Annotated in this window: 22 protein-coding genes and 1 pseudogene; 8 read left to right on the forward strand and 15 right to left on the reverse strand. The window is 66.6% G+C overall.

Features of this window, described 5'->3' with window-relative positions:
- Nucleotides 1-3 precede the first annotated feature (3 nt).
- A complete protein-coding gene (locus TK90_RS12740) occupies nucleotides 4-1,068 on the forward strand; it encodes an ATP-grasp domain-containing protein (protein ID WP_041444290.1) in 1,065 nt (354 codons plus the stop codon).
- Between the two features lie 22 nt (nucleotides 1,069-1,090).
- Here the strand turns inward: TK90_RS12740 and TK90_RS12745 are convergent.
- The 5 genes and pseudogenes from TK90_RS12745 to wecB form a co-directional block, all read right to left on the reverse strand.
- Nucleotides 1,091-2,199, reverse strand: a pseudogene (locus tag TK90_RS12745) (sugar-transfer associated ATP-grasp domain-containing protein).
- Nucleotides 2,196-3,194, reverse strand: a complete 999-nt coding sequence (locus TK90_RS12750; RefSeq protein ID WP_012983900.1) for a GNAT family N-acetyltransferase — start codon at nucleotides 3,192-3,194, stop codon at nucleotides 2,196-2,198. The pseudogene TK90_RS12745 and the gene TK90_RS12750 overlap by 4 nt, the downstream one beginning before the upstream one ends.
- Nucleotides 3,191-4,186 (reverse strand): polysaccharide deacetylase family protein, encoded by a 996-nt coding sequence (locus TK90_RS12755; RefSeq protein ID WP_012983901.1) that lies wholly within the window; start codon nucleotides 4,184-4,186, stop codon nucleotides 3,191-3,193. The genes TK90_RS12750 and TK90_RS12755 overlap by 4 nt, the downstream gene beginning before the upstream one ends.
- Nucleotides 4,187-4,199: 13 nt before the next feature.
- Nucleotides 4,200-5,147 (reverse strand): polysaccharide deacetylase family protein, encoded by a 948-nt coding sequence (locus TK90_RS12760; protein ID WP_026148119.1) that lies wholly within the window; start codon nucleotides 5,145-5,147, stop codon nucleotides 4,200-4,202.
- 64 nt (nucleotides 5,148-5,211) lie between these two features.
- Nucleotides 5,212-6,354 (reverse strand): non-hydrolyzing UDP-N-acetylglucosamine 2-epimerase, encoded by a 1,143-nt coding sequence (gene wecB, locus TK90_RS12765; RefSeq protein ID WP_012983903.1) that lies wholly within the window; start codon nucleotides 6,352-6,354, stop codon nucleotides 5,212-5,214.
- A 238-nt stretch (nucleotides 6,355-6,592) separates the two neighbouring features.
- Here wecB and tviB point away from each other — a divergent pair, with 238 nt between their 5' ends.
- On the forward strand, nucleotides 6,593-7,882 hold the full coding sequence (tviB, locus tag TK90_RS12770; protein WP_012983904.1) for a Vi polysaccharide biosynthesis UDP-N-acetylglucosamine C-6 dehydrogenase TviB: 1,290 nt from the start codon (nucleotides 6,593-6,595) through the stop codon (nucleotides 7,880-7,882).
- Between the two features lie 14 nt (nucleotides 7,883-7,896).
- Here the strand turns inward: tviB and TK90_RS12775 are convergent, their stop codons facing one another.
- The gene (locus TK90_RS12775) at nucleotides 7,897-9,276 is read right to left on the reverse strand and encodes a hypothetical protein (RefSeq protein ID WP_017925521.1); all 1,380 of its coding nucleotides are present in this window, start codon (nucleotides 9,274-9,276) and stop codon (nucleotides 7,897-7,899) included.
- A gap of 133 nt (nucleotides 9,277-9,409) precedes the next feature.
- Between TK90_RS12775 and TK90_RS12780 the strand changes: the two genes are divergently transcribed.
- The 6 genes from TK90_RS12780 (at nucleotide 9,410) to TK90_RS12805 (ending at nucleotide 14,974) form a co-directional block, all read left to right on the forward strand.
- Nucleotides 9,410-10,873: a VanZ family protein gene (locus tag TK90_RS12780; RefSeq protein ID WP_012983906.1), complete on the forward strand. Its 1,464-nt coding sequence runs from the start codon at nucleotides 9,410-9,412 to the stop codon at nucleotides 10,871-10,873.
- On the forward strand, nucleotides 10,854-11,588 hold the full coding sequence (locus TK90_RS12785) for a class I SAM-dependent methyltransferase (RefSeq protein WP_012983907.1): 735 nt from the start codon (nucleotides 10,854-10,856) through the stop codon (nucleotides 11,586-11,588). Before TK90_RS12780 ends, TK90_RS12785 begins: the two co-directional genes overlap by 20 nt.
- A gap of 352 nt (nucleotides 11,589-11,940) precedes the next feature.
- Nucleotides 11,941-12,648, forward strand: coding sequence for a hypothetical protein (locus tag TK90_RS12790; RefSeq protein WP_012983908.1), 708 nt, complete (start codon nucleotides 11,941-11,943; stop codon nucleotides 12,646-12,648).
- Nucleotides 12,649-12,688: 40 nt separating this feature from the next.
- On the forward strand, nucleotides 12,689-12,955 hold the full coding sequence (locus tag TK90_RS12795; RefSeq protein WP_012983909.1) for an HPr-rel-A system PqqD family peptide chaperone: 267 nt from the start codon (nucleotides 12,689-12,691) through the stop codon (nucleotides 12,953-12,955).
- The gene (locus TK90_RS12800; protein WP_012983910.1) at nucleotides 12,955-13,866 is read left to right on the forward strand and encodes an HprK-related kinase A; all 912 of its coding nucleotides are present in this window, start codon (nucleotides 12,955-12,957) and stop codon (nucleotides 13,864-13,866) included. Before TK90_RS12795 ends, TK90_RS12800 begins: the two co-directional genes overlap by 1 nt.
- The gene (locus TK90_RS12805) at nucleotides 13,856-14,974 is read left to right on the forward strand and encodes a nucleotidyltransferase family protein (RefSeq protein ID WP_012983911.1); all 1,119 of its coding nucleotides are present in this window, start codon (nucleotides 13,856-13,858) and stop codon (nucleotides 14,972-14,974) included. The genes TK90_RS12800 and TK90_RS12805 overlap by 11 nt, the downstream gene beginning before the upstream one ends.
- Before the next feature lie 326 nt (nucleotides 14,975-15,300).
- Here the strand turns inward: TK90_RS12805 and TK90_RS12810 are convergent, their stop codons facing one another.
- The 9 genes from TK90_RS12810 to TK90_RS12850 all read right to left on the reverse strand — a co-directional run bounded on the left by TK90_RS12810 (nucleotide 15,301) and on the right by TK90_RS12850 (nucleotide 25,100).
- Complete coding sequence (locus TK90_RS12810; protein ID WP_041444291.1) at nucleotides 15,301-16,071, reverse strand: S1C family serine protease; 771 nt, start codon at nucleotides 16,069-16,071, stop codon at nucleotides 15,301-15,303.
- Nucleotides 16,072-16,281: 210 nt separating this feature from the next.
- Nucleotides 16,282-17,136, reverse strand: coding sequence for a formyltetrahydrofolate deformylase (gene purU / locus TK90_RS12815; RefSeq protein WP_012983913.1), 855 nt, complete (start codon nucleotides 17,134-17,136; stop codon nucleotides 16,282-16,284).
- 117 nt (nucleotides 17,137-17,253) lie between these two features.
- Nucleotides 17,254-18,204 (reverse strand): 4-hydroxy-3-methylbut-2-enyl diphosphate reductase, encoded by a 951-nt coding sequence (gene ispH, locus TK90_RS12820; RefSeq protein WP_012983914.1) that lies wholly within the window; start codon nucleotides 18,202-18,204, stop codon nucleotides 17,254-17,256.
- Between the two features lie 15 nt (nucleotides 18,205-18,219).
- Nucleotides 18,220-18,654 (reverse strand): peptidylprolyl isomerase, encoded by a 435-nt coding sequence (locus TK90_RS12825; protein ID WP_012983915.1) that lies wholly within the window; start codon nucleotides 18,652-18,654, stop codon nucleotides 18,220-18,222.
- Between the two features lie 2 nt (nucleotides 18,655-18,656).
- The gene (gene lspA / locus TK90_RS12830; RefSeq protein WP_012983916.1) at nucleotides 18,657-19,166 is read right to left on the reverse strand and encodes a signal peptidase II; all 510 of its coding nucleotides are present in this window, start codon (nucleotides 19,164-19,166) and stop codon (nucleotides 18,657-18,659) included.
- Complete coding sequence (gene ileS, locus TK90_RS12835; RefSeq protein WP_012983917.1) at nucleotides 19,166-22,012, reverse strand: isoleucine--tRNA ligase; 2,847 nt, start codon at nucleotides 22,010-22,012, stop codon at nucleotides 19,166-19,168. The genes lspA and ileS overlap by 1 nt, the downstream gene beginning before the upstream one ends.
- Nucleotides 22,013-22,086: 74 nt before the next feature.
- A complete protein-coding gene (locus TK90_RS12840) occupies nucleotides 22,087-23,049 on the reverse strand; it encodes a bifunctional riboflavin kinase/FAD synthetase (RefSeq protein ID WP_012983918.1) in 963 nt (320 codons plus the stop codon).
- Between the two features lie 69 nt (nucleotides 23,050-23,118).
- Entirely contained in the window at nucleotides 23,119-24,687 is a 1,569-nt protein-coding gene (gene murJ, locus TK90_RS12845) for a murein biosynthesis integral membrane protein MurJ (RefSeq protein WP_012983919.1), read from the reverse strand.
- 209 nt (nucleotides 24,688-24,896) lie between these two features.
- Complete coding sequence (locus tag TK90_RS12850) at nucleotides 24,897-25,100, reverse strand: cold-shock protein (RefSeq protein ID WP_012983920.1); 204 nt, start codon at nucleotides 25,098-25,100, stop codon at nucleotides 24,897-24,899.
- Nucleotides 25,101-25,209 lie beyond the last annotated feature (109 nt).

The raw sequence follows: 25,209 nt of genomic DNA on the forward strand, positions 1-25,209 counted from the left end.
CCCATGCCGCAACGCGTAGCGGTGCTCTCCGACGGTTCGCCGCTTGCCCTGAAGGTACTGTACTGCCTGCAGTGCCTCGGCACCGAGATCCACCTGCTGGAGCTCAAGTCCCCGGGGGCCGCCCGTCACTCCCGGTACCGCGATCACTACCAGCGCATGCCCCTGCCGGACATCCAGCCGGAATCCCTGGAAGCCTTTGGCGACCGCCTGCGCAACTACTGCACACAACACCGTATCGACGGGATGGTCGGGGCCGACATCCTGGGGGCCGGCGTAGTACACGCGCTCGCACCGCGCCTGCCGGGCGTGACGGCCTTTCCCTCCAGCAGCCTGGAGGTGCTGGGCATGCTGGACGACAAGTGGGCCTTTCAGCGTTTCATGGAGACCCACGGGATTCCGTGCCCAAAGGCGTTGCGTCTGGAAGGACCCGATGATCTGAAGCATCTGCAGGATGGCGGGATGACATTCCCGCTCGTGGTCAAACCGCTGTACGGCGAATCCAGTCATGGAATCATCCAGGCGAAGCGGCTCGAGGATATCGAGGCCCACCTGGCGAGAGGTGGCCGGCATGCCCAATTCCCGCTGGTGGTGCAGGAATACGCACCCGGATTCGACGCGGACCTGAGCCTGCTGGCCCGGGATGGGGAGGTGGTCTGCCACCTCCTGCAATCGCGCCGGAATCCCTGTTCGCTGGAATTCTTCACTGACGAGCACTTGCTGGAGATCGGTCGCCGGATCGTCCGGGCGGCGAACTATACCGGCGTGGCGAATATCGACCTGCGCGTGGACGAATCGACCGGGGACGTGCGCGTACTCGAGTGCAATCCGCGCTTCTGGTACACCCTGCAGGCCTCGCTGTGGGCCGGGATCAATTTCGTCGAGGCGGGTTTTGCACTCGCTGCGGGGGGCTCATTTGTACGCGCCTCCCCCGCGGCCGGCGCCTACCACCTGCACAGCCACCTGCTGAAACACCTGCTCTGGCAGCCCCGCCAGTGGCGCGGGATCGCCCCGTACAACCTGCGCGGCCTGTGGCAGGCGATGCGCGATCCGCTCCCTTTTCTGCTCTAGCCCGAGCGCAGACCTTACCCGCCTACCCTTGAAAGATCTGCTCCATCTCCCGCCGGAACCCGCGCTGGTGCGCGATCTGGAGACTGGCCAGCCCATAGGTCGTATTGCCCTCGAGAATCAGAGGGCCCTCGGGGGTAATCGCGATGTCCCAGCCAATCGTCTTGACCTCGGGCAGGCTGCGCTGGGCCTGAAGTGCAAGCGACTTGACCTCCTCCCACAGCGGCAACCGGGTACCCTCGATGCGCCTGCCGGTGTCCGGATGCTCGGATACCGGCTGAATGACCGGCCAGACGGGACTGCGCGAGGCATAGCCGACCGATAAACGACCGCTGTCCATATCCACAGCGGAGACCATATTGCCGTTGGCCGCCAACCCGAAATTATCGGTGTCCCCGTCCCCCGCAGTCAGCTTGATCTCCGCACAGAACAAGTGGGCCAGCCCGTCTCGCATGTACGTCACGATCCGCACACAACCCACGGCGGTGGGCGACATCAAACCCCTGAGCTCGTGATGGGCCTGGATGCGCGACTGAACGATAAAACGCATCTGACCCTCGTTGGCACGAAATAGAACAGGTCGCTGGCAGTCGTAGTGCGGCCTTGATAGTGCCAGCGGTTCCCTCGCCGGCTGGCGGAAAACGCCCCATCTCCATAGGCCCCGTCATCAGGCTTGATGAACAGATCATCCGCACGATCTCCCATCAACTCCAGCCAGCGCCGCACGCTGGGGGCAACCAGGCGCCGAGTGCTTGAACGATCGCCGTCCAGCGATGCCGTACTGGGCGAGACGATCACCCGCAGCTCTGGCGTGGGCAGCCCATGGCGCTGGCAGTGATCAGAAAACAGGCTCTTGCGGTTAATGATGGTTCGGTACCGTTCCGCGCTGATCGCTCGGAAGTTATCCCCGTAGTCCTTGTTGTCGATCACATAGTCATTCCAGCGCGAGGGCTCGATCGCGGCCAGACGGTAGAGCGAGTAATAGCGCGGCCCGATACGATGCCGAAACCGGGCCTTGAGTACGCCGTGCAGCCGGGTGGTGACGCGCGGGGCGTCCGGGGTCGATTGCGATACCGCCAGGTAGTAGCCCCTGGCGCAGGTGTAGGCCTTGCGAAGGTGGCGTTTCAGGATCATTTCTTGATCACCTCCCGATCATGGCCGACAGGGTTGCTGGCCCCGCCGCGGCGCAGGAAACGCTTCAGCGATTGCTTGAGACCGATCCGGGACAGGGCCGCGGAGACGGCGTCCGAACCCAGCGTGGTAGCGGTATGGGCAAGACCCAGGGCGAGCGGGCGCGGGCGACGCCGCAGGTAATAGACATCCGCACAGAGCTGGTGGTCCGAACCAAAAAGGGCCTTGTGCGGGCTGTCGCCCGGGGCAAAATCGAAATAGCGAAACCGGCCCTCCTGGAACAGGGATTCCAGCACCAGCCATTGCAGTACCGTGCCCGGCGACAGGGCGGCCACCTTCGGGTGGTAGCCCAGGTGGGCGTAGATCAGGGCCGAGTCGCGGGCCGGGCAATAGAGATAGGCCACCGGCTCGCCGTCCAGGAACAGGAGGTAGGCCCGCACCTGGTCGGTGGCGGCCAGCCGCGCGCTGCGCTCGGCGAACGCGTCATCATCCGGGAGGCCGGCGTTCAGCAGGCGCTCCTGATAGGTCAGTCGCGAGACCTCGCGCGCCAGGCTGCGAAAGGTCTCGAGCTCCTCCGGCGTACGATAGGTACGCCAGTCGATCGTGCCCCCGGAGGCTTCGGCGAACTTGCGTACCTTGCGCCGCATCGTCTGGCGCGACTTGGAGGAGAACTTCGCCTGATACTCCTCCCAGCCCATGTCGAGATCGATGTAGTGGCGCATGTACTGGCTGGGGACGTAGCGCAGATAGCCCTCCACCCACGACAGCCGTGGCAAGGGCGCCTCGACGGGCTGCGAGCGGGCCAGGTGGCCATCGGCGAGTGCATCCCCGGCGTACGGGGCCTGGGCCGCCGGGCGCTGCAGGAAATGGCGGCTGTCGACCGACATTCGCAGCGAGACGTCGCCCAGCGTGATCTCGCCGATGCGCAGGGCGAGACGGACCTGCTCGACCGGATAGCGGGCCACCGAATGTCCGGCCATTGGGTGGTCGGCTTTCATCCCCAGAACACCCGCTGACTGGTCCAGTTCTCCAGGGCACGCAGTGCCGCCTGGGCCGCGGGGACGGTGAGCATGGGGGTCGCCTCCCGAGGCGCGGGCGTGGCCAGCACGTCGGCCATGCAGGCCGGGCTGAATCCTGGTTCCGACCGCAGGAACCGGCACAGTCGCTCCAGGCGGCGGCGGGTCAGCGGATTGATGCCGGGTGTCGGCTGATCGTCCCGATAGCGCACGAACTCGAACGGGTGGGTGAGCACGACCACATCGCTAAGCCCCTGGCGCCGGGCCTGGAACAGCAGCCTGCGCATCTCCGGCCAGGAGGTGCCGGTAATGGTGAGCGACTTCAGATGGGCCCGCGGCCCCCACCGGAAATCGGTGTAGGTGGTCACCGGGAACTCGAGTACCCCGTCGATCACATGGCAGCCACCCCGCAGCTGCAGCTCCGGCTCGGCCGGCGGATAGATCGCGAGCCCGATATTGGAGGCCCGGGGGAGCCCGGCCTGGCGCATGGCGGCGTAGACCTTCAGATCGACCTTGAGCCCGCCGGTACGCAGCACGCTGGGGGCATCCAGCCCCCAGCGGCGGAACGTCGCCCTTCCCTGTTCGATCAGGTCGGCCAGTTCGTCAACGCTGCGCCGAGTGACATTGTCGTTCGGCGGGTCGCTTTGCAGCCGCTGAACCCAGTCCGGGTGTCCGAAGTACGTCCAGCAGGGGTGCAGATGGAGCTGGATATCGTGCCCGCGGCCGGCGATCTCGTGGGCGATCTCGCCCATCGGCTCGTCGCCGAAGTAAGTCGTGTTCAGCGTCTCGACAAAGAAGGTGGAGCGAATCGCATTCCGGTCGAGGGTGTCCAGCAGATAGCCAAGACCTTCGGAACGCCCGTTGCGATGGCAGTAGACCGACGGCGGCCCGACCGGTTGGTGGGTTTGTGGCTCGCGAAAGGCCCCGGCGATGCTGAACTCGGTATCAACGGTCAAATGGACGCGGGTCGTCATCGTGTTCGCACCTTCAGTGGGCTGAAGCCAGATTGCGCGCCAGCCGCAGGCCAAAGCGCAGAGGCGTTCGGTCCCAGGGGGTAAAGCGCGGCAGCTGCAGCGGATCCGTATCGCGGCCAGCGGCACCCGCCATCGTGGATACCGCAGCCTCGAACCCACTGGCACGCACCATCTCGACATGCTCCGGCGCATAGTCCTTGCCGGGGCGCCCGTTGGGGTAGGCAAACAGCCGTACGGGACGTCCCACCAGGGCCTCGAGTTCGGCCTTGCCCTCCGCGATCTCCTGCTGTGCGGTCGCGGCATCGGTCTCGGCCAGGATCGGGTGCAGGACGGTGTGCCCGCCGATTCCCATGCCGGCATCGGCCAGCTCACGAACCTGGGCATCGGTCATCATCAGATCGCCGGGGGGCATGACGCCGAAACGCGCACCCAGCGCCTCGGCGCGACGGCTGCGTTCGGTCAGCGGCCGATACTTGAGGGCCCCGATCAGGGCGTGGATCGTGGAGCGGCGCTGCGCCACGGAGTCCAATGAACGCGTGCCCAGTCCCTCCGGGGTCAGGTCCACTGCCATGGAGGGAATCTGGCGAACCGTTTCGATCAGCATGTCGTTGAACATGCAGCCGCCATTCAGATAGCCGGTGGCGACAAAGAACGTTGCCGGCACCCCTTCCTCGCGCAGGATCGGCAACGCGACCTCCGCGTTGTCGGCATAACCGTCGTCGAAGGTGACCGCAACGGCCCGGGCGGGGAGCCGGCCTTCCTGCAGGCGCTCGATGGCCTCGTCCAGCGGCAGCGGGTTCATCTCCCGCGCCAGCAGGCGCATCTGCCAGCGAAAGGTCTCGGCCACCGGGTCTTCCGGTCGCAGCGGGTCGGGGTCCGTCAGCACGCGGTGATAGGCGAGGATCGTCAGGCGCGCGCGCCGGCCTTGCGGCGACAGCATGGACAACGGTACTCGCAGCATGCGCTCCACCCACGATCTCCTGAACCCGCTCGGGGCGTCATCGGGGGGCGCGAGAACAAACCGGTCAGGATTTTCTTGCGTGATTCAGCCAGTCAGCCACGACGGCCACGATGCGTTCTGCGGCATTGCCGTCCCAGTATTCCGGGATGCGCCCCTGTTTGCCCCCATGGTCCATGACCTCGCGGAAAGACTCCATCAGTCGTTGCGGGTCATTGCCTACTAAAATATTGGTACCTTCATCGATCGTGATCGGGCGTTCCGTGTTCTCGCGCAGGGTGATGCAGGGCACCCCGAGGGCCGTGGTTTCCTCCTGCATGCCGCCGGAGTCGGTCAGCACGACGCGGGCGTCTTTCATCAGTCCCAGCATCTCCAGGTAGCCGGCCGGTGGCAGCACGGCGATCGGCGCCTCGCGCAGGGCAGACTCCAGCCCGAACCCCTGCAGACGGGCCCGGGTGCGGGGGTGCAGCGGGAATACCAGGGGAAGTTCCCGGGCGATGGCCACCAGGCTGTCGACCAGGCGCTTCATCACCGGCGCATGGTCGACATTGGAGGGGCGATGCAAGGTCAGCACCCCATAGTCCCGGTTGTCGGAGAACGCATCGGTATCCACCTCGGCCGACCGCAACGTCTCCTGCCACGGCACGGCACGCTCCAGGTTGTAGAGCTGGGTATCGATCATCACGTTGCCGACAAAGTGCACCCGATCGGGGGCGATACCCTCGCGCACAAGGTTGTCGCGGGCATGGCGCTCGGTGATGAACAGCAGGTCGGAGATCTGGTCGGTCAGCACCCGGTTCACCTCCTCCGGCATGCTGCGATCGAAGCTGCGCAACCCCGCTTCCACATGGATCACCCCGACCCCCTTCTTGGCCGCCACCAGGGCACAGGCGATCGTGGAGTTCACATCACCCACCACGAGAATGGCTCGAGGCTGCACGCGGTCCAGCACGCCCTCGAAACGCATCATCACTTCGGCCGTTTGCACGGCATGCGAGCTGGAGCCCACCTCGAGATTGATATCCGGTCGGGGGATCTGCAGATCGGCAAAGAAGCGCTCGTTCATCGCCGGGTCGTAGTGCTGCCCCGTGTGCACAAGCTGCGCCGGTATCCGGGCTTGCTGCAGGGCCCGCATCACCGGGCCGATCTTCATGAAGTTGGGGCGCGCGCCGACGACGCACAGGATGTCGCACTGCGAATCTGTAGACATATAGTGATCCCGTCGAAACCCCGACACGCCGGTTTGGCTGGGGCATTAGCGCCCAATGTAGTTCGAATTCAGGGAAATGGGCATAGGACGAAAGGACGAAATTTGTCCAGATTTTTCATCATTGTCCCGCCATCCATGTTGTGCCTAAGCTCGCACTACGCTGCCTGCCCGGGTGTAAAGGAAACCGACCCGGAAAGACGCCCGTCACTCAACCCGCTGCACGGAAGAGCCCTCACTCATGCATGCACTCCCCTCATTGGAAGAGATTCGCCTCGGGGTTATCGGACTGGGCTATGTCGGCCTGCCCCTGGCGGTCGAGTTCGGCCGGGTCTGGCCGACCCTGGGATTCGATATCCAGCCCGGACGCATCCAGGACCTGAAGAACGGGATTGATCGTACCCGCGAGGTCGAGCCGGAGGATCTCGCTGCGGCGACGCACCTGGACTACACCACGGAGCTCGAGGCACTCCGCCCGTGCAATGTGTTCGTGGTGACCGTGCCGACGCCGATCGATGCCCACCGCCGCCCGGACCTGCGCCCCCTGCTCGGGGCCACCCATACCGTGGGGCAGGTGCTCAAGCGCGGCGACGTGGTGATCTACGAGTCGACGGTCTATCCGGGGGCGACGGAGGAAGACTGCGTCCCGATCCTGGAACGGGAATCCGGGCTGATCCACAACGAGGACTTCTTCACCGGCTACAGTCCCGAGCGGATCAATCCCGGGGACAAGGCGCACCGAGTCACCTCCATCAAGAAGGTCACCTCGGGCTCGCTGCCGGAGGTGGCGGACTTCGTCGACGCCCTGTATGCGCGCGTCATCACCGCCGGCACGCACAAGGCCGAGAGTATCCGCGTGGCCGAGGCGGCCAAGGTGATCGAGAACACCCAGCGTGACGTCAACATCGCCCTGATCAACGAGCTGGCACTGCTGTTCGAGCGCCTGGGCCTCGATACCGAGGCGGTCCTGCAGGCCGCCGGGACCAAGTGGAATTTCCTGCCGTTCCGGCCCGGGCTGGTCGGCGGGCACTGCATCGGGGTGGACCCGTACTACCTGACGCACAAGGCCCAGGCCGTCGGACACCACCCGGAGATGATCCTGGCAGGGCGCCGCGTGAACGACGCGATGGGGGCCCACATCGCGGACGCGACCATCCGTGCGCTGGTGCGCAAGGGAATCAATCCGGTGGGGACACGCATCCTGCTGATGGGCCTGACCTTCAAGGAGAACTGCCCAGACCTGCGCAATACGCGCGTGATGGACATCTACCATACGCTGCGCGGATACAACACGGAGGTCGTGGTGTTCGACCCCTGGGTCGATCCGGAGGAGGCCGAACACGAATACGGCATCACCCCGATCACCTCGGCCCCCGAGGCGGATTCGTTCGACGCCATCATCGTGGCGGTGCCCCACCAGGCGTTCCTGGACATGGGAGTGGAAGCGATCCGTGCGCTCGCGCACCCGCAGGCGGTCCTGTTCGATGTGAAATCGGTCTTCCCGCGCGAGGCCAGCGACCTGCGCCTGTGACCGCGCGCGGGCCGCTACCGGCCTGCAGGTCCGACGCCTGCGCGCCGCCCCGGATTGGCCTGGTGGCCGCCCGCGTAGGCCCCGAATCGGGGCTGACTGCGCCCGCGTTCGTTGTAGTCGCGTTCCAGACCGGGAGGTGGAGGACTTTGGAACTCGGGCAGACCCTCATACTCCAGCATCCCTTCCCGCGGGAACAGATCGAGTTCCGCCAGCGGCCCGCGCGGGCGCACCAGGTAGGCTGGAGCCCGGCCAAACGCCGCCTCGTGGTTGGGTTCGGCATGGACCGTGCGCGCGGCATCGATCGCGGGGTCGGCGAAGACCGCATTCCCGGCGATGACCTGTTCATAGCGCCGATCGCCGGGAACCAGTCGTATCCCGAACCCTCGTGCGACCACGGTGTTATGGACGATCAGGACATCCTTCGGGATGTGGTTGTGCGGCTGCACGATCAGGGCACTGCCGGCATCGTTGAAGAACAGGTTGTTGTACAGAGCCAGGCGGCCCTCGCCCTGAAAGAGGCGCTGGTGGGGGTTCTGGTAGAAGAGGTTGCCGTAGATCCAGTACCAGTCGTGCTGTCCGGGCCCCTCGGGCGGGAAGTGCCCCACCAGCAGATTGGGCCGTGCGCGATGCCCGCTGCTCGCGCGCTCCGCCTTGCTGAACACGTTGTGGCGGATGATGGTGGCATGGGGTTCGGTCGGCATCCCCGCGCGCGGGGTTCGCGGACGCTGGTGCTTGATCTGCATGCTGTAGCCCAGGGTACGACCAATGAAGTTGTGCTCGATCAGGCCCGCGACAAACGGTCCCGTCCCGTCCGGACGGCCGAGGTACATGCCGGTGCCGACATCGCGAATGTCGTTGTGGCGGATGGTCCAGTTCCAGGCGGCGGCTCGGGTGGTGATACCGCTGTTGCCCTGCGAACGGTCATAGCCGCGGATGGTCAGGTGCTCCAGCGTGATGTCGTGGGCGTATTCACTGTCGTGCTCGACTACGACCCCGGCGATATTGTGCCCACCCCCCTCCAGGGTCAGGTGCCGGATCACCAGGTGCGCGGCATTGATCAGGCGAATGGTATTACTGCCCGAACGTCCGCGGAGGATGGCCGGGTCTCCCGAATCCGGGCCGGTGATCACGATCGGCTGCTCGGCGGTCCCGCTAATGCCCCGCAACACCAGCGGGTCGGGGTATTCGCCCGGGGCGAGCTGAAGATGATCGCCCGGGCGCAGCTGGCGCACGGCGCGGCGCAATCCCTCCGGGTCGGTTTGCAGCACGCGGGTCGCGGCTGCGGGGGCCTCGGACGCCCCGCCCGGTCGTGGCGTGTCGGCACTCGCCGTCATCACGGCCAGCAGCAGCACGCCCGCCAGCACCCATGCCCGGGACACAAGCGAGTGGAACATTGACCGCCCTGCCGTCATCACCGCACTCCCCGCCCGAGGCCTGCGAAGCCAGCCCGCGCTGTGGCGATTGGAGGGGTCATACTCCGGTGTATGCCCCCTTGTCAGGTTAGACCATGTGCGAGCGCGGCCACCCATGACACGCAGACGCGAACCACTGGCCCTGTGGACCTGTGTCATCGGGGCGTGGCTGTCCCTGGGGTTTGCCCTCTACCTGACGCTGCTGCCGTTCGAGTTCGGCGAGATGGGTCTGGAGGAGGCGTGGTCACTCTACCGCGACATGAGTCTGCAGGGACCCGGCACCAGCGGGCGCGCCCAGTTCATGGCCAATGTCATGATGTTCATGCCACTGGGCTTTTTCTGGATGGCCTGGCTCACCCATGGCCGCGATCGCCTTGTATGGCACCTGGGTGCCCTCGCCCTGGTCGCCCTTCTGGGGCTGGCGACCACGGCAACGGTGGAGTTCCTGCAGATCTGGCTGCCCTATCGCTATCCGGCCGGGGCGGACATCGCGGGCAATTTTCTCGGTGCGGTGGCCGGGGCCCTGATGTGGTGGGGACTGCGCCGACCGCTGCTGCACTGGCGAGGCCAGCTCGCAGGCCCAAACCGTGTCATCGTGCCTGCCGTCCTGATCGCCTATGCGCTCCTGTACGTCGCGATCGGTCTGGCGCCGTTCGACCTGGTCCTGTCCAGCGCCGAGTGGAGCCAGCGTCTCGGCCCCAGTGCCTGGGGCCTGTGGGTCGCCACCGGGGCCTGTACGTCCGGTCTTCGCTGTATCTCCGAGCTGGGACTGACGCTGGTGGCCAGCGTGCCCGTCGGGATCCTGCTCGCGTACGGAGGACTCCGGCGGCGCCCGCCCGCGAACGGGGCCGTGCTGGTGATCCTGGCCGCGCTCCTGGCCATCCTGCTGGAGGCGCTGAATCTTGCCACGCTCTCAGGGATCGCAGAGGGCCGTTCGGCCGTGCTGCGGGGCGCCGGGTTTGTCACAGGGATACTTCTGTACGCATACCTCTCGCCGCTGCAGGTGATGCAGGCCCTGCAGCGGGCCGCGATCCCGCTCCTGGTCGTTGCCGCGCCACTGTACGGGGCGGCACTGCTGGTCCTGAACCATGACCTGGGCCCCTACCACTGGAACCCGGCGGCCATCTCGGCGCAATGGGCCCAGCTCAATCTCTGGCCGTTCTATTACCACTACTTCGTCGGCGAAACCGTGGCCCTGCGCAGTGCGGCGCTGCATGTGGCCATGTATCTGCCGCTGGGCGCACTGATATGGCTGGCGCAGATCCGGCGCCCGCTGCATCCGCGCCAGTTGCAGTGGCTGGCCGCCCTCGGCGGGCTGCTCGTGGCGCTACTGATGGAAGGCGGCAAGCTGCTGGTCGTGGGGCTGCGGCCCGACCCGGCCAGCCTGATCCTGGCCACCGCGGCCGCCTGGGGCATGGCGACCGCGCTGCACTTCCTGACGCGCCTGGCCACCGAAGCCAGTACCACGAGCTGCACCCGGACCCGGCCGCCCGGTTCGGCGCCAGTCACGGCCGGGCGGTCTACAGTCATCAACGAGCCAGCCAGGCGGGAACACGAACGTGACGAACTCCAGTTTTGAGCAGCGCTGGCGCCAGCGCTTTACCCAGCGCGGCAGCCAGTGCGACGACGACGCGGCCATCGCGGGCTGGACGCCCACCGGGTTGGCCAGCCGGGTACGCCAGTTCCAGTCACTCTGGCAACAAGCCCGTCCCGAAGGGGCGCGATGGCTCGATATCGGCTGCGGGGCCGGCACCTATACCCGTCTGCTTCAGGCCGAAGGGCGCAGCCCGATCGGGCTGGACTACTCCGCCCCGTCGCTGCACAAGGCGCGACAGCGCAGCCCCGCGTCGATCGACTGGCTGGCGGCGGATGTCCACCGCCTGCCGTTCGCCGATGGCGAGTTCGATGGCGTGCTCTGTTTCGGGGTGATGCAGGCGCTGGCCGACTCGCGCCCGGCCCTCGCGGAGATGCAGCGCGTGCTGCGCCCCGGCGGCGAGATCTGGGTGGATGCGCTGAACGCCAGGACCTGGCCCACCGTGTTGCAGGAACGCCGACGGGTCCGGGCCGGAAAGGCACCCCATCTGCGCTACGAGGCGCCCGACTCGCTGCAGGCGGCCGCGAGGGCGGCCGGCCTGCGGTCGCTGGCGTGTTACTGGCTGCCCCTGGTCCCGGGCCGACTGCACGGGCTCCAGGGCCCGGCCGAAAGCCGCTGGGCGAGGGCCCTTTGGCAGGCATCGCCGTGGATCGCGGAGCGGTTGTGTCACTCGTTCATCCTGCGTGCACGCAAAGACTGAATGTAAAAGGGGGTGACACTTCTGCGTGTCCGCGGGTGCGCCGGTATTGGCGAACGACGACAACTGTCAGCGCCTTTTACAAATCACTTCTCAGAAAAGCCCACGGCAGGCCCTTGGTATGAGAAAAAGCCTTCCAAACAGCCGATTACATCGTTGTTGATTTGGGGTATAGATATTGCTCTGTGTTTTGGTTGTCGCAGCGAATGCGGGTGGCAACACAAATATCGCGACGGAATGCGAAGACCCGGGTAACCCGGACTAGTATCAAACCAGGAATCTGGATTGTCCGCGTCTCCCTGGACGCGATACCGCTCCAACCAAGGCCCGGTCCCGAAAATTCTGGAGGGACACGATGGAACAAAACGACAACCAGGACTCAAGCCGGCGCCAGGAGGGGCTGGATGCACACGGCCACAATCGGCGGCGTCTGAGCCGGGCGATGCTCGGGGCCACCCCTCTGCTGATGACCCTGCATGCCTCGCCATTGAAGGCGGCCGGTGCGAACTGCATGCCCTCGGGCTGGGCGTCCGGCAATGTGTCGCGCCACGACGGGCCCCAGGACTGCGGCGGCCACTCCCCCGACTACTGGAGTGGCGGCTATGACCCGTCGCACGCCAGTCTTTCGCGCAATGTCAGTGCCCAGGGCCGTGGTGGTGGCCAGCTGTTCAACAGCGCCTCCTTCCACAGCCATCCGGAATGGCGGCTGGCGGTGGAGTCCGGCGTGCTGTTCGACTCGAACTACGGCTTCCCGGGCGTGAGCCGGGGCTTCCAGGAAGAGGAAGGGGATCTCACCATGATCGGGGCCGTCTCTGCCTCGGTGTTCGTGCTGGATGCGCAGGGGGCAGCCGAACGCGAAGTGATCCGCTACGGCACCGCCGCACTGTTGAATGCCAGGTACACCAACGGGTATCCGCTCTCCGAACGCCTGGTGCGGGACATCGTTACCGACACCCTGGAGCATGGCCACTACGAGACCGATGGCGGCGACCGCCTGTACCCCGAACAGGTGTATCGGTTCCTCGAGAACACGATGGGCCTCCCGAGCTGGGGGTCCGCCTGAGCCATTCATTCCGTAATGGCCGGAACCCAGGGGGAACGATATGTCGCGCCGCAGGTGGCAACGGACTGACGGGCTGCAACAGCGCACCCTGGGTCAGGAGTGCGTGGTGTTTCACCCCGGGGCCGGCACCACCCATCTGCTGACACCCGCGGCCGCCGCGCTGATGGACGGCCTGGCCAAGGGCGTGGCAATGGACGAGGCCGCACTGGCCCGACACCTGGGCCTGTCGGAGAAGGACGCGGAGGCCGAACTGGGGCGCTGGCTGTCCAGCCTGCAAACGGCCGATCTGATCCGGGAACACCCCTGATGCGGATCGCGGATCTGGGACAGGCCCGGCTCCAGCGCAGCCTGACGGGCCGCGGCCTGTATCTGCGCACTGGCCCCTTCACCAGCCGCATCCAGAGCCCCATCGCCAGCGTGGCCCGGGGCATCGAGTCGCTGTACCGGGACTTCGAGGTGGCCGACGACTCGAGTTTCTACGACTTCCACTGCGAGCTGCGCGCACCGCGTTCCCACCGCCGCTTCTATCGGCCCCAGGTCCTGTTTCTCGCCGACCGTCGCAGCGTCTTCAAGCCCCTGGCCTACGACCAGGCCTATCCGATGCTCGAATGGGGACTGAACTGGTGCATCGCCAACCAGGTGCCGCATCGACTGGTACTGCACGCCGCCGCCCTGGAACGCGACGGGAAGGCCCTGATCCTGCCGGCCCCGCCAGGCTCCGGGAAAAGCACCCTTTGCGCAGCCCTGGCCCATCACGGATGGCGCCTGCTAACGGACGAGTCCGTACTGGTAGACCTGGCCTCCAGCGAGGTTTCCGGACCCGCGCGGCCGGTCAGCCTGAAAAACGACTCAATCCGCGTGATCCGCGACACCTGCCCGTCGGCAGTCCTCAGCACGCCCATCGCGGACACGCTGAAGGGCGCCGTAGCGCACATGCGCCCGCCGACGGATGCCGTGCGCCGCAGTCACGAGACCGCCCGGCCCGGGTGGATCGTGTTCCCGCGCTACCAGCCAGGAGCCCCCACCCGGCTGAAACCGCGCACGGCGGGTTCCGGGTTCATGCAGCTGATCGCCAATGCCTTCAATTACGCCGCCCTCGGTGCACGGGGTTTTCACAGCGCCGGACGACTGGTCGAACAGTCCGCATGCTTCGACTTTTCCTACAGCCGTCTGGACGAGGCCATAGAGCAGTTCAACGGGCTGGCCGATGGACGCTGACACCGCACTGCGCCTGGCCCTGGCACGGCCGGAGAGCATGGCCGAGCGCACGGCGGCCGAATGGGCCCCGCTGCTGGCGGCCGCGCGCGAGAGCGCACTGCCGGGTACGCTCTGGCACCTCGCGGACGACGCGGGCCTGGCGGACGGCCTGCCGGAACCGGTGGCCAGCCAACTCTGGGGCGCCGCCCTGATCGCCGAGCATCGCTCGCAGGCCCTGGTCTGGGAACTGCACCGCCTGGAAAACGGGCTGCTCTCGCGGATGAGTCCGGGTGTCGCGCTGAAAGGGGCGGCCTACCTGGCCGCCGGGCTGCCGAATGCGCGTGGACGGCTGGCCAACGACATCGACCTGCTCTTTCCCCACAACGAGGTGGAACGCGCCGAGAAGCTCCTGTTCTTCGAAGGCTGGTCGGGCACGCACCACAATATCTACGACCAGCGCTACTACCGCGAGTGGATGCACGAACTGCCGCCACTGGTGCACCAGAACCGCGGCACCACGCTGGACCTGCACCACAACATCCTGCCGGAGACCTTTCGCGGCCATCTCGATGCCGCGCGCCTGCGGCAGCAAAGCCAGGCGCTCCCGGAACCCTTCCGCTTCCGGATCCTGTGCCCGGCGCACCTGGTACTCCACGCAATCGTGCACCTGTTTTCGGAGACGGAATGGGACCGCGGCCTGCGCGACCTCTACGACATCCATGTGCTGCTCGGCCACTTCGGTGCCCGTGACGGCGATGCCTTCTGGGAGCATTTCGTCGTGGAGGCCGAGGCCCTGAACATCGCCTGGATGGCGGAGCGCGCGTTGTGGACCGCGAACCGGCTACTGCTGACCGAGGTCCCGCCCGAATCCGTCAAACGGCTGGCCCGGGCACGCGCGGGCATTGCCCTGCGGGGCCCCGGCCGCTGGGCATTCGTGCACGGGCTGCATACGCGTGCCGGCTCGATCACCCCCCGCCGCGATGCGCTCGCACGGGGCATGCTGTTTCTGCGCGGGCACTGGCTCAAGATGCCGGCCGGCCTGCTGGCGCGACACCTGTTCCACAAGGCCTTCCTCGCCGAGAAACCGGAGACGGCCACGGCCCAGCCGCAGCCGGAACAGCACGGTTAGGGAGACGCTGATTTAATCGCGCGTCCGCGCTCGAGTCGCTTTTGCGTGCGAACAAGGCGTGGTGACTGCCGTGCAGTCATTCTGCACAAAGGAACCGCAACGCCGTTCCCACGCCCGTTTCTGATAACAACGGGCGGCCGAGCCCCTGCTTTCAATCGCTTGTGGGGTTGGTGCCCCCTGTTCCCCGATCCTGCGTTGCGCCCCGAATCCGTCAAAAACGGGCGGGTAGAACCACTACCCGCTGCACGACGCGCCTTGTCTCGGAAAACAGGGGGCGCCAACGCGGACGTGCGATTAAATCAGCGTCTCCTTAGAGAGACGGCGATTCAATCACCTGCTCGCGAGCGGTATTGTTCCAGCAGGGGACGAATCCGGTCCGAGGGGATGGCGTAGGTGATCCCGCTCGGGTTGCGCACGGCCGCTTCCCGCCCGCCCTGGACGTAGACCTGGTTGATTACCCCGATCACCTCGCCGGTGTCCTTGCGGTACAGGGGGCTGCCGCTGTTGCCCGGATAGGCCGTGGCATCCAGCTGGAAGACCATCGGCGGGGCATTGCGCAGGGCGCGTATGCGGCTGTCATCCAGCTCCGCGGCACGGCGCGCCGGGATCGCCATCGGGGTCATCGCCGAGATGCCCGCGCGATGCGTGGCCGGGTACAGCCCCAGGATCATGCCGATGGGGTAGCCGGTGAACGCGACCTCCTCTCCGACCCGTACGCGGCTGGAATTGCCGAGCTGCAGCGCGGGAAGGGAGGGTGCGGCGATGCGCAGCAGGACGAGGTCATCGCTCGCGGAGCGGGCCAGGACCTCGGCATGATGGATCGTGTTGTCCCGACCCTGGCCACTGACCACCACCAGTCGTTCCCGGTTGTCCTGGTCCAGATTCCCGGGCAGGACATGATCGTTGGTGACCACGAGACGGCCATCGTCGATCACAAAGCCGGTCCCAAGGTACTGGGCGCGCGGGCTGCGGGTCGGCTGATAGGTCGCAATACTCACCACCGAGGCCTTTACCCGCTCGGCCGTATCGGGCAGCGGATCGGCGAGCGCCTGGCCCGGCGCAACCACCAGGACGAGCAGCGCAAGCGGTATCGCCATCCAGAACGGGACCCGCGGGCGCCGGTAACAAACGGGCCGCCGAAGGTCCCCAAGACGGTCTCCCCAGCCCCACATGCCGCGCCCTCCAGCCCCGTTGCTGACCCCTAGAGAATAGCGCGCAGCGCGCGGCCCGACGCCACTTTCCGGGCATGCAATAACTCAGCCCGGAGGCGCCAAGAAGAAGGGCCAGACTCAGCCCCGGCAAGGCGATCAGTCGAAGACGATGGTTTTGTTGCCGTGGGTGAGGACGCGGCCCTCGAGGTGGTAGCGCAGGCCGCGGGCGAGGACCCAGCGTTCGACGTCGCGGCCCTTGCGGATCAGGTCCTGCACGCCGTCGTCATGGCGGATGCGGGTGACGTCCTGCTCGATGATGGGGCCGGCGTCCAGCTCGTCGGTCACGTAGTGGCAGGTCGCGCCGATCAGCTTGACCCCGCGGGCAAAGGCCTGGTGATAGGGGCGGGCACCGACGAACGAGGGCAGGAAGCTGTGGTGGATGTTGAGGATGCGCTCGGGATACTCCGCGCACAGGCCCGGCGGGAGGATCTGCATGTAGCGGGCGAGCACGATGGTCTCCGGTTCCAGGTGGGCCAGGCGCTCCTGGAGCGTGGCGAAGGCGGACTCGCGACCGTCCTTCGGCACCGGGATGTGCTCGAACGGAATCCCGTGGCAGGCGGCCAGCGGCTCCAGGTCTCGATGATTGGAGAGGATCGCGGGAATCTCCATCGCCAGTTCGCCCGCACTCCAGCGAGCCAGCAGGTCGCTGAGGCAATGCGGCTCTCGCGAGGCCAGGAGCACGACGCGTGGACGGGTATCGGCATTGTTCAGCCACCAGTCCATGCGCAGCTCGGGTGCCAGGGAGGCCAGCCGCTGTTCGAGCAGGGCCTCGCCATCGGCCGGCAGCGAGAACACCCAGCGCATGAAGAACCAGCCCGCCTCTTCGTCGGTGTGCTGGGCGGCCTCGGTGATCCAGCCCTCGGTATCGGCAATGGCCGCCGCGATACGCGAGACGATTCCGTGCTGGTCAGGACAGCGAATGCTGAGGCGAAAGCGGGGGCGTTCGATCATCTGTGTCTCGGGATCACGAAGTGGGGCGACGTGCAGCGCCGAGCATAGCCGATCCGGCACTGGGACCCCATGCGGAAATCGCCAACGCGCGGCGCGCCTCCCGATGACCGTCCCGAGTCAGGCGGATTCGCGGCGCAGGGCGGAGGGAATGGAGAAGGTGATGGCCTCCTCGCGGCCGGACAGCTCGGAGACCGCCTCGACGCCCTGGGCGCGCAGGAAGTCCAGCACCTCGTTGACCAGGACCTCGGGGGCAGAAGCGCCGGCGGTCACGCCGATACGCTGCTTGCCCTTCAGCCAGGCCGGATCGACGTCGGCCGCGCCATCGACCAGGTAGGACTCGACACCCAGACGCGCACCGATCTCGCTCAGGCGATTGGAATTGGAGCTGTTCTTCGAGCCGACGACCAGCAGCAGATCGCACTGTTTCGCCAGGTCCTTCACGGCGTCCTGGCGGTTCTGGGTGGCGTAGCAGATGTCCATCTTGCGCGGGCCCTCGATCTTCGGGAAGCGCGCGGTCAGGGCGTCGATGATCTCGGCGGTGTCGTCCATCGACAGCGTGGTCTGGCTGACAAAGGCCAGGCGGTCGGGGTTGGCGACCTCGAGCCCGGCGACATCCTTGACGGTCTCGACCAGCATCATGCGCCCGCCCTGGGTGTCATCGAACTGGCCCAGCGTCCCCTCGACCTCGGGGTGGCCGGCGTGGCCGATCAGCACCACCTCGCGGCCCTCGCGGGCATAGCGCGCGACCTCGAGGTGGACCTTGGTCACCAGCGGACAGGTCGCATCGAACACGGTCAGGCCGCGGTTCTCCGCCTCCTGCTGGACGCGTTTGGGCACACCATGGGCGGAGAAGATCACCACCTGGCCATCGGGGACTTCGTCCAGCTCCTCGACGAACTTTACGCCGGCCGCTTCCAGGCGTCCGACCACGTGGCGGTTGTGCACCACCTCGTGGCGGACATAGAGCGGGGCGCCGTAGATCTCCAGCGCGCGTTCGACGATCTCGATGGCGCGCTCGACCCCGGCGCAGAAACCGCGCGGATTGGCGAGCTGGACCTGCATACTCATAGTGGCTCCCGCGAACTACTGAGGTTCGCTAACCGATACCACATCCACCTCGAAGGTGAACGACTGCCCGGCCAGGGGGTGGTTGAAGTCCACGGTGACGGACTCGTCGCCAACCTCTTCAATGCGGCCCGGGACCGCATCACCCGACGGGCTGGTGAATTCGTAAATGTAGTCTTTCTGCAGCGGCATGTCCGCCGGAAACTGTGAACGGGGCATCGTCTGCACCGCCGCATTGTCCCGCAACGGGAACATGGCCCCGGCCTCGATCGCAAATTCCCGGTGATCCCCGGGCTCCAGCCCCACCAGCAGGTCCTCCAGCCCGGGCAGGATCTCGCCCGCCCCGACCTCGAGGCGGATGGTCTCCTCGTCGGTGCCATCCACGACAAAGCCGTTGTCCAGGATCAGGCGGTAGTGCATCTCCACCGTCGCGCCCTTGGTTACCGTTGTCATGCTTACTCCCGCGAATCCGTCGGCGAGCCGCTGTGGTCGCCTTCAATAAAAGTTGCCACGATCAGGGTGATCGCGCCGACGACGATGGCCATATCGGCCACATTGAACGCCGGCCAGTGATAGCCGGCCCAGTGGAAATCGAGAAAATCGATCACCCGGCCATGGGCGATGCGGTCGATCAGGTTACCGATCGCCCCACCCAGCACCAGTCCCAGGGCGGCGACCGACCAGCGCGCCTGGCGCGGCAGCCGCGCCAGCCACCACAGGATCAGCAGCCCGATCACCACGGCCACACCCGACAGGAACCAGCGCCCCCAGTCCCCGGCGCCGGCCAGGAAACTGAACGCCGCGCCCGGGTTGTAGACCAGGGAGAGATTGAAGAACGAGGTCACCTCCACTGGCGCGTACAGGGTCAGGGCATTCTCCGCCCACCGCTTGGTGACCTGATCCAGCAGCGCAACCGCGACCGCAATCAGCAGCCCCGGTCGCAGACCCGATTGCGCCAGCCCCATCAGGCGAAGCGCCGGGTCTCGCCCGGGCCCTCCACGTTCGTCACGCAGCGCCCGCACAGCTCGGGGTGGGCATCATGCTGGCCGACATCCGGCCGGCGGTGCCAGCAACGCACACACTTGGCGTGTTCGCTCTTGTGGACCACCACGCCAATCGCAGTGCCGTCCTCCAGCTCGGCGGTATGCGCCCCGTCGGGGACGGCCCCATCCACCAGCCGCGCCTCGGAGGTGATCAGCACAAAGCGCAGTTCGTCTTCCAGCCGCGCAAGGCGCCCATGGGCGGCGGAACCCGCCGGCAGGTAGACCTCGATCTCGGCATTCAGCGAGGCCCCGATGCCGTGCTCGTTGCGCGCAATCTCCAGCGCACGGGCCACATGCGTGCGCACCTCGAGGATGCCGTCCCAGTCTGCGCTGGAGAACGCGGCACCCTCCGGCAACGGGGCGAGGCCCTCGTACCAGGTGGCGAACAGCACACTGTCCGGGCGGTCCCCCGGCAGCAGCTGCCAGATCTCCTCGGCGGTGAAGGTGAGGATCGGGGCGACCCAGCGGGTCAGGGCCTCGGCCACGTGATACAGCGCGGTCTGCGCGGAGCGCCGGGCGCGCGAATCCGCCTGCGTGGTGTACTGGCGGTCCTTGATCACGTCGAGGTAAAACGATCCCAGCTCCACCGAGCAGAAGTTGTGCACTCGCTGGTAGATCTGGTGGAACAGGTAGTCGTCGTAGGCCTTCGTCACCTGCTCCTGTACCTGCAGGGCCCGCGCCACAATCCAGCGATCCAGCGGCAGCAGCTCGTCCAGTTCCAGCGCATGCTCGGCCGGGTCGAAGCCGTTCAGGTTGCCCAGCAGGAAGCGCGTGGTGTTGCGGATACGGCGGTAGGCGTCGGCCGTCCGGTCGAGGATGTCCTTGGAGATCGCCATCTCCCCGGAGAAATCGGTCGCGGCGACCCACAAGCGCAGGATGTCCGCGCCCAGGGTGGAGACGACCTCCTGCGGCGCAACCACGTTGCCGCGCGACTTGGACATCTTCTCGCCCTTCTCGTCCACGGTGAAGCCGTGGGTGAGCACGGCCCGGTACGGGGCCTCGCCGCGCATCGCGACACTGGTCAGCAGGCTCGACTGGAACCAGCCGCGGTGCTGATCCGATCCTTCCAGGAACAGGTCCACCGGCAGTCCACCCAGTTCCGGACGCTTCTCCACCACGGTGCTGTGCAGCACACCGGAGTCGAACCAGACATCCAGGGTGTCGTTCAGCTTGATGTAGTCCTCGGCCTTGTCGCCCAGCAACTCCTTCGGATCGAGCTGGAACCAGGCCTCGATGCCGGCCTGCTCGATGCGCTGCGCCACCGACTCGATCAGCTCAGGTGTATGCGGGTGCAGCCGTCCGGTCTCGCGGTGGACGAAAAACGGGATCGGGACGCCCCAGTTGCGCTGGCGCGAGATGCACCAGTCCGGGCGGTTGACCACCATGCCGTGGATACGCGCCTCGCCCCAGTTCGGCATCCACCGGGTCTCGGCGATCGCCTTCAGTGCGTCCGCGCGCAGTTCGGCGCGATCCATACTGATGAACCACTGCGGGGTGGCACGAAAGATGATCGGCGTCTTGTGCCGCCAGCAGTGCGGATAGCTGTGCTCGAACTTCACCGCCACGACCAGTGCGCCGCGCTCCTTCAGCACGTCGATCACATGGCCGTTCGCCTGGTGCACGTTCTCGCCGGCAAACAGCGGCGTGTCCGGCAGGAAGCGGCCATCCGGGCCGACCGGGTTGTGCACGGGCAGGCTGTACTTCAGGCCGACCGCGTAGTCCTCCTGGCCATGCCCGGGGGCCGTATGCACCGCGCCGGTACCGGTCTCGGTGGTCACATGGTCACCCAGGATCAGCGGCACCTCGCGATCGAGGAACGGGTGCTGCAGCGTCAGGCCTTCCAGCGCCTGGCCCCTGACCCGCGCAACCACCATGCCCTCGCCCAGCGAATAGCGCTTCAGGCAGTCCTCGACCAGGGCCTCGGCCAGCAGCAGGCGCTCGTTGTCCAGCTGCACCAGGGCGTAGTCCAGCTCCGGGTGCAGGGCCACGGCCTGGTTGGCCGGCAGCGTCCAGGGCGTGGTGGTCCAGATGACCACGCTGATCGGGCCGCGCGAGTCCTTGGCCCCCTCGAAGCGACGCAGGAAGTCGATGTCGTCGATCACGCGGAAGCGCACGTCGATCGCCTGCGAGATCTTGTCCTCGTACTCCACCTCGGCCTCGGCCAGGGCCGAACCGCAGTCCACGCACCAGTGCACCGGCTTCTCGCCCATCTGCACGTGGCCACGCTTGAAGATGCGACCCAGCGCGCGGACGGTGTCCGCCTCGACCTGGTAGTTCATCGTCAGGTAGGGATGGTCCCAGTCGCCCAGCACCCCGAGGCGCTGGAAATCCGCGCTCTGGCCGTCGACCTGCTCCTGCGCGTACTCGCGGCAGGCCTTGCGGAAGGTCGCGGCATCCACGTCGCGGCCGGCCTTGCCCAGGTTCTGCTCGACCTTCAGCTCGATCGGCAGGCCGTGGCAATCCCAGCCCGGCACGTAGGGGGCGTCGAAGCCCGACAGGGTGCGGCTTTTGACGATGATGTCCTTGAGAACCTTGTTGACCGCGTGACCGACATGGATCGAACCGTTCGCGTAGGGCGGACCATCAGCCAGCACGAAGCGGGGACGCCCGGCGCAATGCTCGCGCAGGCGGTGGTAGCGATCCTCCGCCTTCCACGCCTCCAGCCACTCCGGCTCGCGCTGGGCGAGGCCGGCGCGCATCGGAAAGGCCGTCTCCGGCAGGTTCAGGGTGTCCTTGTAGGGGTTCGGCGGTGCCGGTTTGCGTGCCATGTCTTTTCCGGATCGGCCCTCGGGGCCGTGTTTCAGCTGAATTCTTTAAAAGCAACACGGATGAGCGCACACACTCACCCGGGTTGCCTGATCTGTTCGCGGGCGGTTTCGACATCGCGGGCGATCTGCGCGCACAGGGCGTCCAGCCCCTCGAAGCGCTGCTCGCCGCGCACCCGCGCGATCGGCTCGAAGCACACGGCCTCGCCGTAGAGATCGGGGCTGCCTTCGAGCACATGCGCCTCCAAGCGCTGTTCGGTACCCGCCACCGTCGGCCGCCAGCCGATATTGGCAACCGCCGGCAGGGCGTCACCCGAGGCACGGCGCAGCCAGCCAGAGTAGACCCCGCGCAACGCCAGTGGCCAGGGTCCCATACGCAGATTCGCGGTGGGGAAGCCGATGGTGCGGCCGCGCTTGTCGCCGTGCGCGACCCGCCCGTGCAGCCGGTAGGGCCGCCCCAGCAGTTCGGCCATGCGCGTGAAATCGCCGGCCAGCGCCGCCGCGCGTACCCGCGTGCTGCTGATCCGGCCCTCGGCATCCGCGACCGTCGGGGTGCCCTCGACACTGAAGCCGAGGCGCTCGCCCTCGCGGCGCATCAGGGCCTGGTCCCCCTCGCGGCCACGGCCGAAGCGAAAGTCGTCCCCGACCAGCACATGCTGCGCACCGAGGCGCTGGTGCAGCACCTCCTCGATGAAGGCGGTCGCCGACAGCCCGGCCAACTGCGCGTCGAAACGCAGGATCCAGACGGCCTCCAGGCCGGTATCACCGAGCGTGATCAGGCGGTCGCGCAGGCGCTGCAGGCGGCCGGGCGGGTCCGGGGCCTCGGGCCGGCTGCCGAAGTACTCGCGCGGCAGCGGCTCGAAGGTCATCAGGACTGACGGCGCCTGGCGATCCTGCGCCGCCTCGAGCAGGCGCCCCAGAACAGCCTGATGGCCACGATGCAGACCATCAAAGTTGCCAATGGTCACCACCGCGCCATGCACGGCCGCTGCCGTGGAAGCCCTGCTGTCGGACGGCCCCAGGCCGCGAATCAGCCGCATCGCCCCGATCCCGCGCAAAACGGCAAGTATAACCCGTCAGGGAAACAATGATTAAGCAGGGCCCCGGCATCATTCGCTGGCCTCACGCAAGAGGAAGTGCCTTGGGCGCAGCCCCGCGGCCAGGAGCGTCAGGATCAGCGCGCCGGTCCCGGCCGCGATCAGGCCTGTCAGCGCGAACAGGCGCGTGCTCACGGTCCAGTCTGTCCACTGCCCGAACGGCGGCGACAGCACGGCCAGCACCAGGACCATCACCCCGAGCGCAATCGGCAACCCGACGCGCAGGTGCTTTAGCGCGGGGCCAGGCTGATAGATCCCATCGCGGATCAGACCGCGATAGAGCAGGCCCGCGTTGATGTAGGCGGAGGCCGAGGTGGCCAGCGCCAGACCCGCATGCGCCCCCGGGGTGCCGGACAGGTACCAGGGCAGCACGAACGCGGCGTTCAGCACGATATTGGCGAGCATCGCGATGATCGCGATCTTCACCGGGGTCCTGGTGTCCTGGCGGGCGAAGAACCCCGGGGCGAGCACCTTGATCAGGATGAACCCCGGCAGGCCCAGCGCATAGGCGGCCAACGCCATCGCGGACATGTACGTATCCCACTGGGTAAAGGCCTGGTACTGGATCAATGTAGCGAGGATGGGGACCGCGAGCACGACCAGGCCGACCATCGACGGCAGCGCCACCAGCATCGCCAGACGCAGCGCCCAGTCGAGCGTGCGCCCAAACGCGGCCGGGTCCGCCTGGTTGTACTGCCGCGCCAGGCGCGGAAGGATCACGGTGCCGATCGCGATGCCGAACAGCGCCAGCGGCAACTCCACGAAACGGTCGCCGAAGTACAGCCAGGAGATCGACCCGGCCACCAGGAACGAGGCGACCAGAGTGTCCACCAGCAGATTGATCTGCACGACCGAGGTCCCGAGGATGGCCGGCAGCATCAGCTTGACGATGCGCCGCACCCCCTCGTGTGCACGACGGAAACGAGGCCGCGGCAGCAGCCCCGCGCGCATCAGGAACGGGATCTGGAAGGCGAGCTGCAAGGCACCAGCGGCGAACACGCCCCAGGCCAGCGCGACAATCGGCTCCGCGAACATCGGCGCCAGCCACAGTGCCGCGACGATCAGTGCGAGGTTCAGGAAAACGGGGGTAAAGGCGGGAACCGCGAAGCGCCCGATGCTGTTCAGGATCCCCGCGGCCATCGCGGTCAGCGAGATGAACAGCAGGTACGGGAATGTGATGCGCAGCATCTGCCCCGCGAGATCCTGGCGTCCCTCTTCCTGCGTAGCGAGCCCCGGGGCGAACACCCAGATCAGCAGCGGTGCGGCCAGGATGCCGATCAGCGTGACCACCGAGACCACGGCCATCAGCGTACCCGCCGTGTGGTCCAGCAGGTCGCGCAGGGACTCGCGCCCGCGTTTCTCGCGAAACTCCGCGAACACCGGCACGAAGGCCTGGTTGAACGCGCCCTCCGCGAACAGCCGGCGCAGAAAATTGGGGATGCGGAAGGCGACGAAGAAGGCGTCGGTGGCGGCCCCGGCGCCGAAGGTAACCGCCAGCACCATGTCGCGCAGATAGCCCATGATCCGCGAGATCATGGTCATGCCACTGACAACGGCGGTGGAGCGGAACAGGCGGTTCATCGCGGGCGGCGCGGGTCCATGCACAAAGGCCCGCAGTGTACTGCAATCGAATACGCCCGGCCGTGCGCAGCGTTCAAAAGGGGCGCGCCGGCCCTGTTTGTCCGTTATTCGGCAAGCCGCAATAACGGAACCGCAGACACAAAAAAGGCCGCCCGAAGGCGGCCTTTCTCGGACGACCCTCAAGGGTCGCCAGCCTTGGGAAGTGCGCCTTAGAGGGCGGTCACTTCACCGGCGGCCAGGCCCTTGGCGGTTTCCTGGATTTCGAAGGAGACCTTCTGGCCTTCGGCCAGGGTCTTGAAACCCGAACCGCTGATCGCGGAGAAGTGCACAAACACGTCCTTGCCGCCATCATCGGGGGTGATGAAACCAAAACCCTTGCTCTCGTTGAACCACTTAACAACACCAGTATTCACAACTTGTAACCTCTTCAATGTAACTAACAAATGTGGTCGCGGGATGCTGCCAACAAATCAACGGGAGCACTGGTTCAGAAACTAGAAACTTCCTAGTGTTGCCGTTCAT

Source organism: Thioalkalivibrio sp. K90mix, assembly GCF_000025545.1.
Classification (GTDB): Bacteria; Pseudomonadota; Gammaproteobacteria; order Ectothiorhodospirales; family Ectothiorhodospiraceae; genus Thioalkalivibrio.

Coding starts and splice junctions, on each gene's coding strand:
- TK90_RS12740 (WP_041444290.1), top strand. CDS start 4: ATGCCGCAACGCGTAGCGGTGCTCTCCGACGGTTCGCCGCTTGCCCTG.
- TK90_RS12750 (WP_012983900.1), bottom strand. CDS start 3,194: ATGAAAGCCGACCACCCAATGGCCGGACATTCGGTGGCCCGCTATCCG.
- TK90_RS12755 (WP_012983901.1), bottom strand. CDS start 4,186: ATGACGACCCGCGTCCATTTGACCGTTGATACCGAGTTCAGCATCGCC.
- TK90_RS12760 (WP_026148119.1), bottom strand. CDS start 5,147: ATGCTGCGAGTACCGTTGTCCATGCTGTCGCCGCAAGGCCGGCGCGCG.
- wecB (WP_012983903.1), bottom strand. CDS start 6,354: ATGTCTACAGATTCGCAGTGCGACATCCTGTGCGTCGTCGGCGCGCGC.
- tviB (WP_012983904.1), top strand. CDS start 6,593: ATGCATGCACTCCCCTCATTGGAAGAGATTCGCCTCGGGGTTATCGGA.
- TK90_RS12775 (WP_017925521.1), bottom strand. CDS start 9,276: ATGTTCCACTCGCTTGTGTCCCGGGCATGGGTGCTGGCGGGCGTGCTG.
- TK90_RS12780 (WP_012983906.1), top strand. CDS start 9,410: ATGACACGCAGACGCGAACCACTGGCCCTGTGGACCTGTGTCATCGGG.
- TK90_RS12790 (WP_012983908.1), top strand. CDS start 11,941: ATGGAACAAAACGACAACCAGGACTCAAGCCGGCGCCAGGAGGGGCTG.
- TK90_RS12795 (WP_012983909.1), top strand. CDS start 12,689: ATGTCGCGCCGCAGGTGGCAACGGACTGACGGGCTGCAACAGCGCACC.
- TK90_RS12800 (WP_012983910.1), top strand. CDS start 12,955: ATGCGGATCGCGGATCTGGGACAGGCCCGGCTCCAGCGCAGCCTGACG.
- TK90_RS12805 (WP_012983911.1), top strand. CDS start 13,856: ATGGACGCTGACACCGCACTGCGCCTGGCCCTGGCACGGCCGGAGAGC.
- TK90_RS12810 (WP_041444291.1), bottom strand. CDS start 16,071: ATGGCGATACCGCTTGCGCTGCTCGTCCTGGTGGTTGCGCCGGGCCAG.
- purU (WP_012983913.1), bottom strand. CDS start 17,136: ATGATCGAACGCCCCCGCTTTCGCCTCAGCATTCGCTGTCCTGACCAG.
- ispH (WP_012983914.1), bottom strand. CDS start 18,204: ATGAGTATGCAGGTCCAGCTCGCCAATCCGCGCGGTTTCTGCGCCGGG.
- TK90_RS12825 (WP_012983915.1), bottom strand. CDS start 18,654: ATGACAACGGTAACCAAGGGCGCGACGGTGGAGATGCACTACCGCCTG.
- lspA (WP_012983916.1), bottom strand. CDS start 19,166: ATGGGGCTGGCGCAATCGGGTCTGCGACCGGGGCTGCTGATTGCGGTC.
- ileS (WP_012983917.1), bottom strand. CDS start 22,012: ATGGCACGCAAACCGGCACCGCCGAACCCCTACAAGGACACCCTGAAC.
- TK90_RS12840 (WP_012983918.1), bottom strand. CDS start 23,049: ATGCGGCTGATTCGCGGCCTGGGGCCGTCCGACAGCAGGGCTTCCACG.
- murJ (WP_012983919.1), bottom strand. CDS start 24,687: ATGAACCGCCTGTTCCGCTCCACCGCCGTTGTCAGTGGCATGACCATG.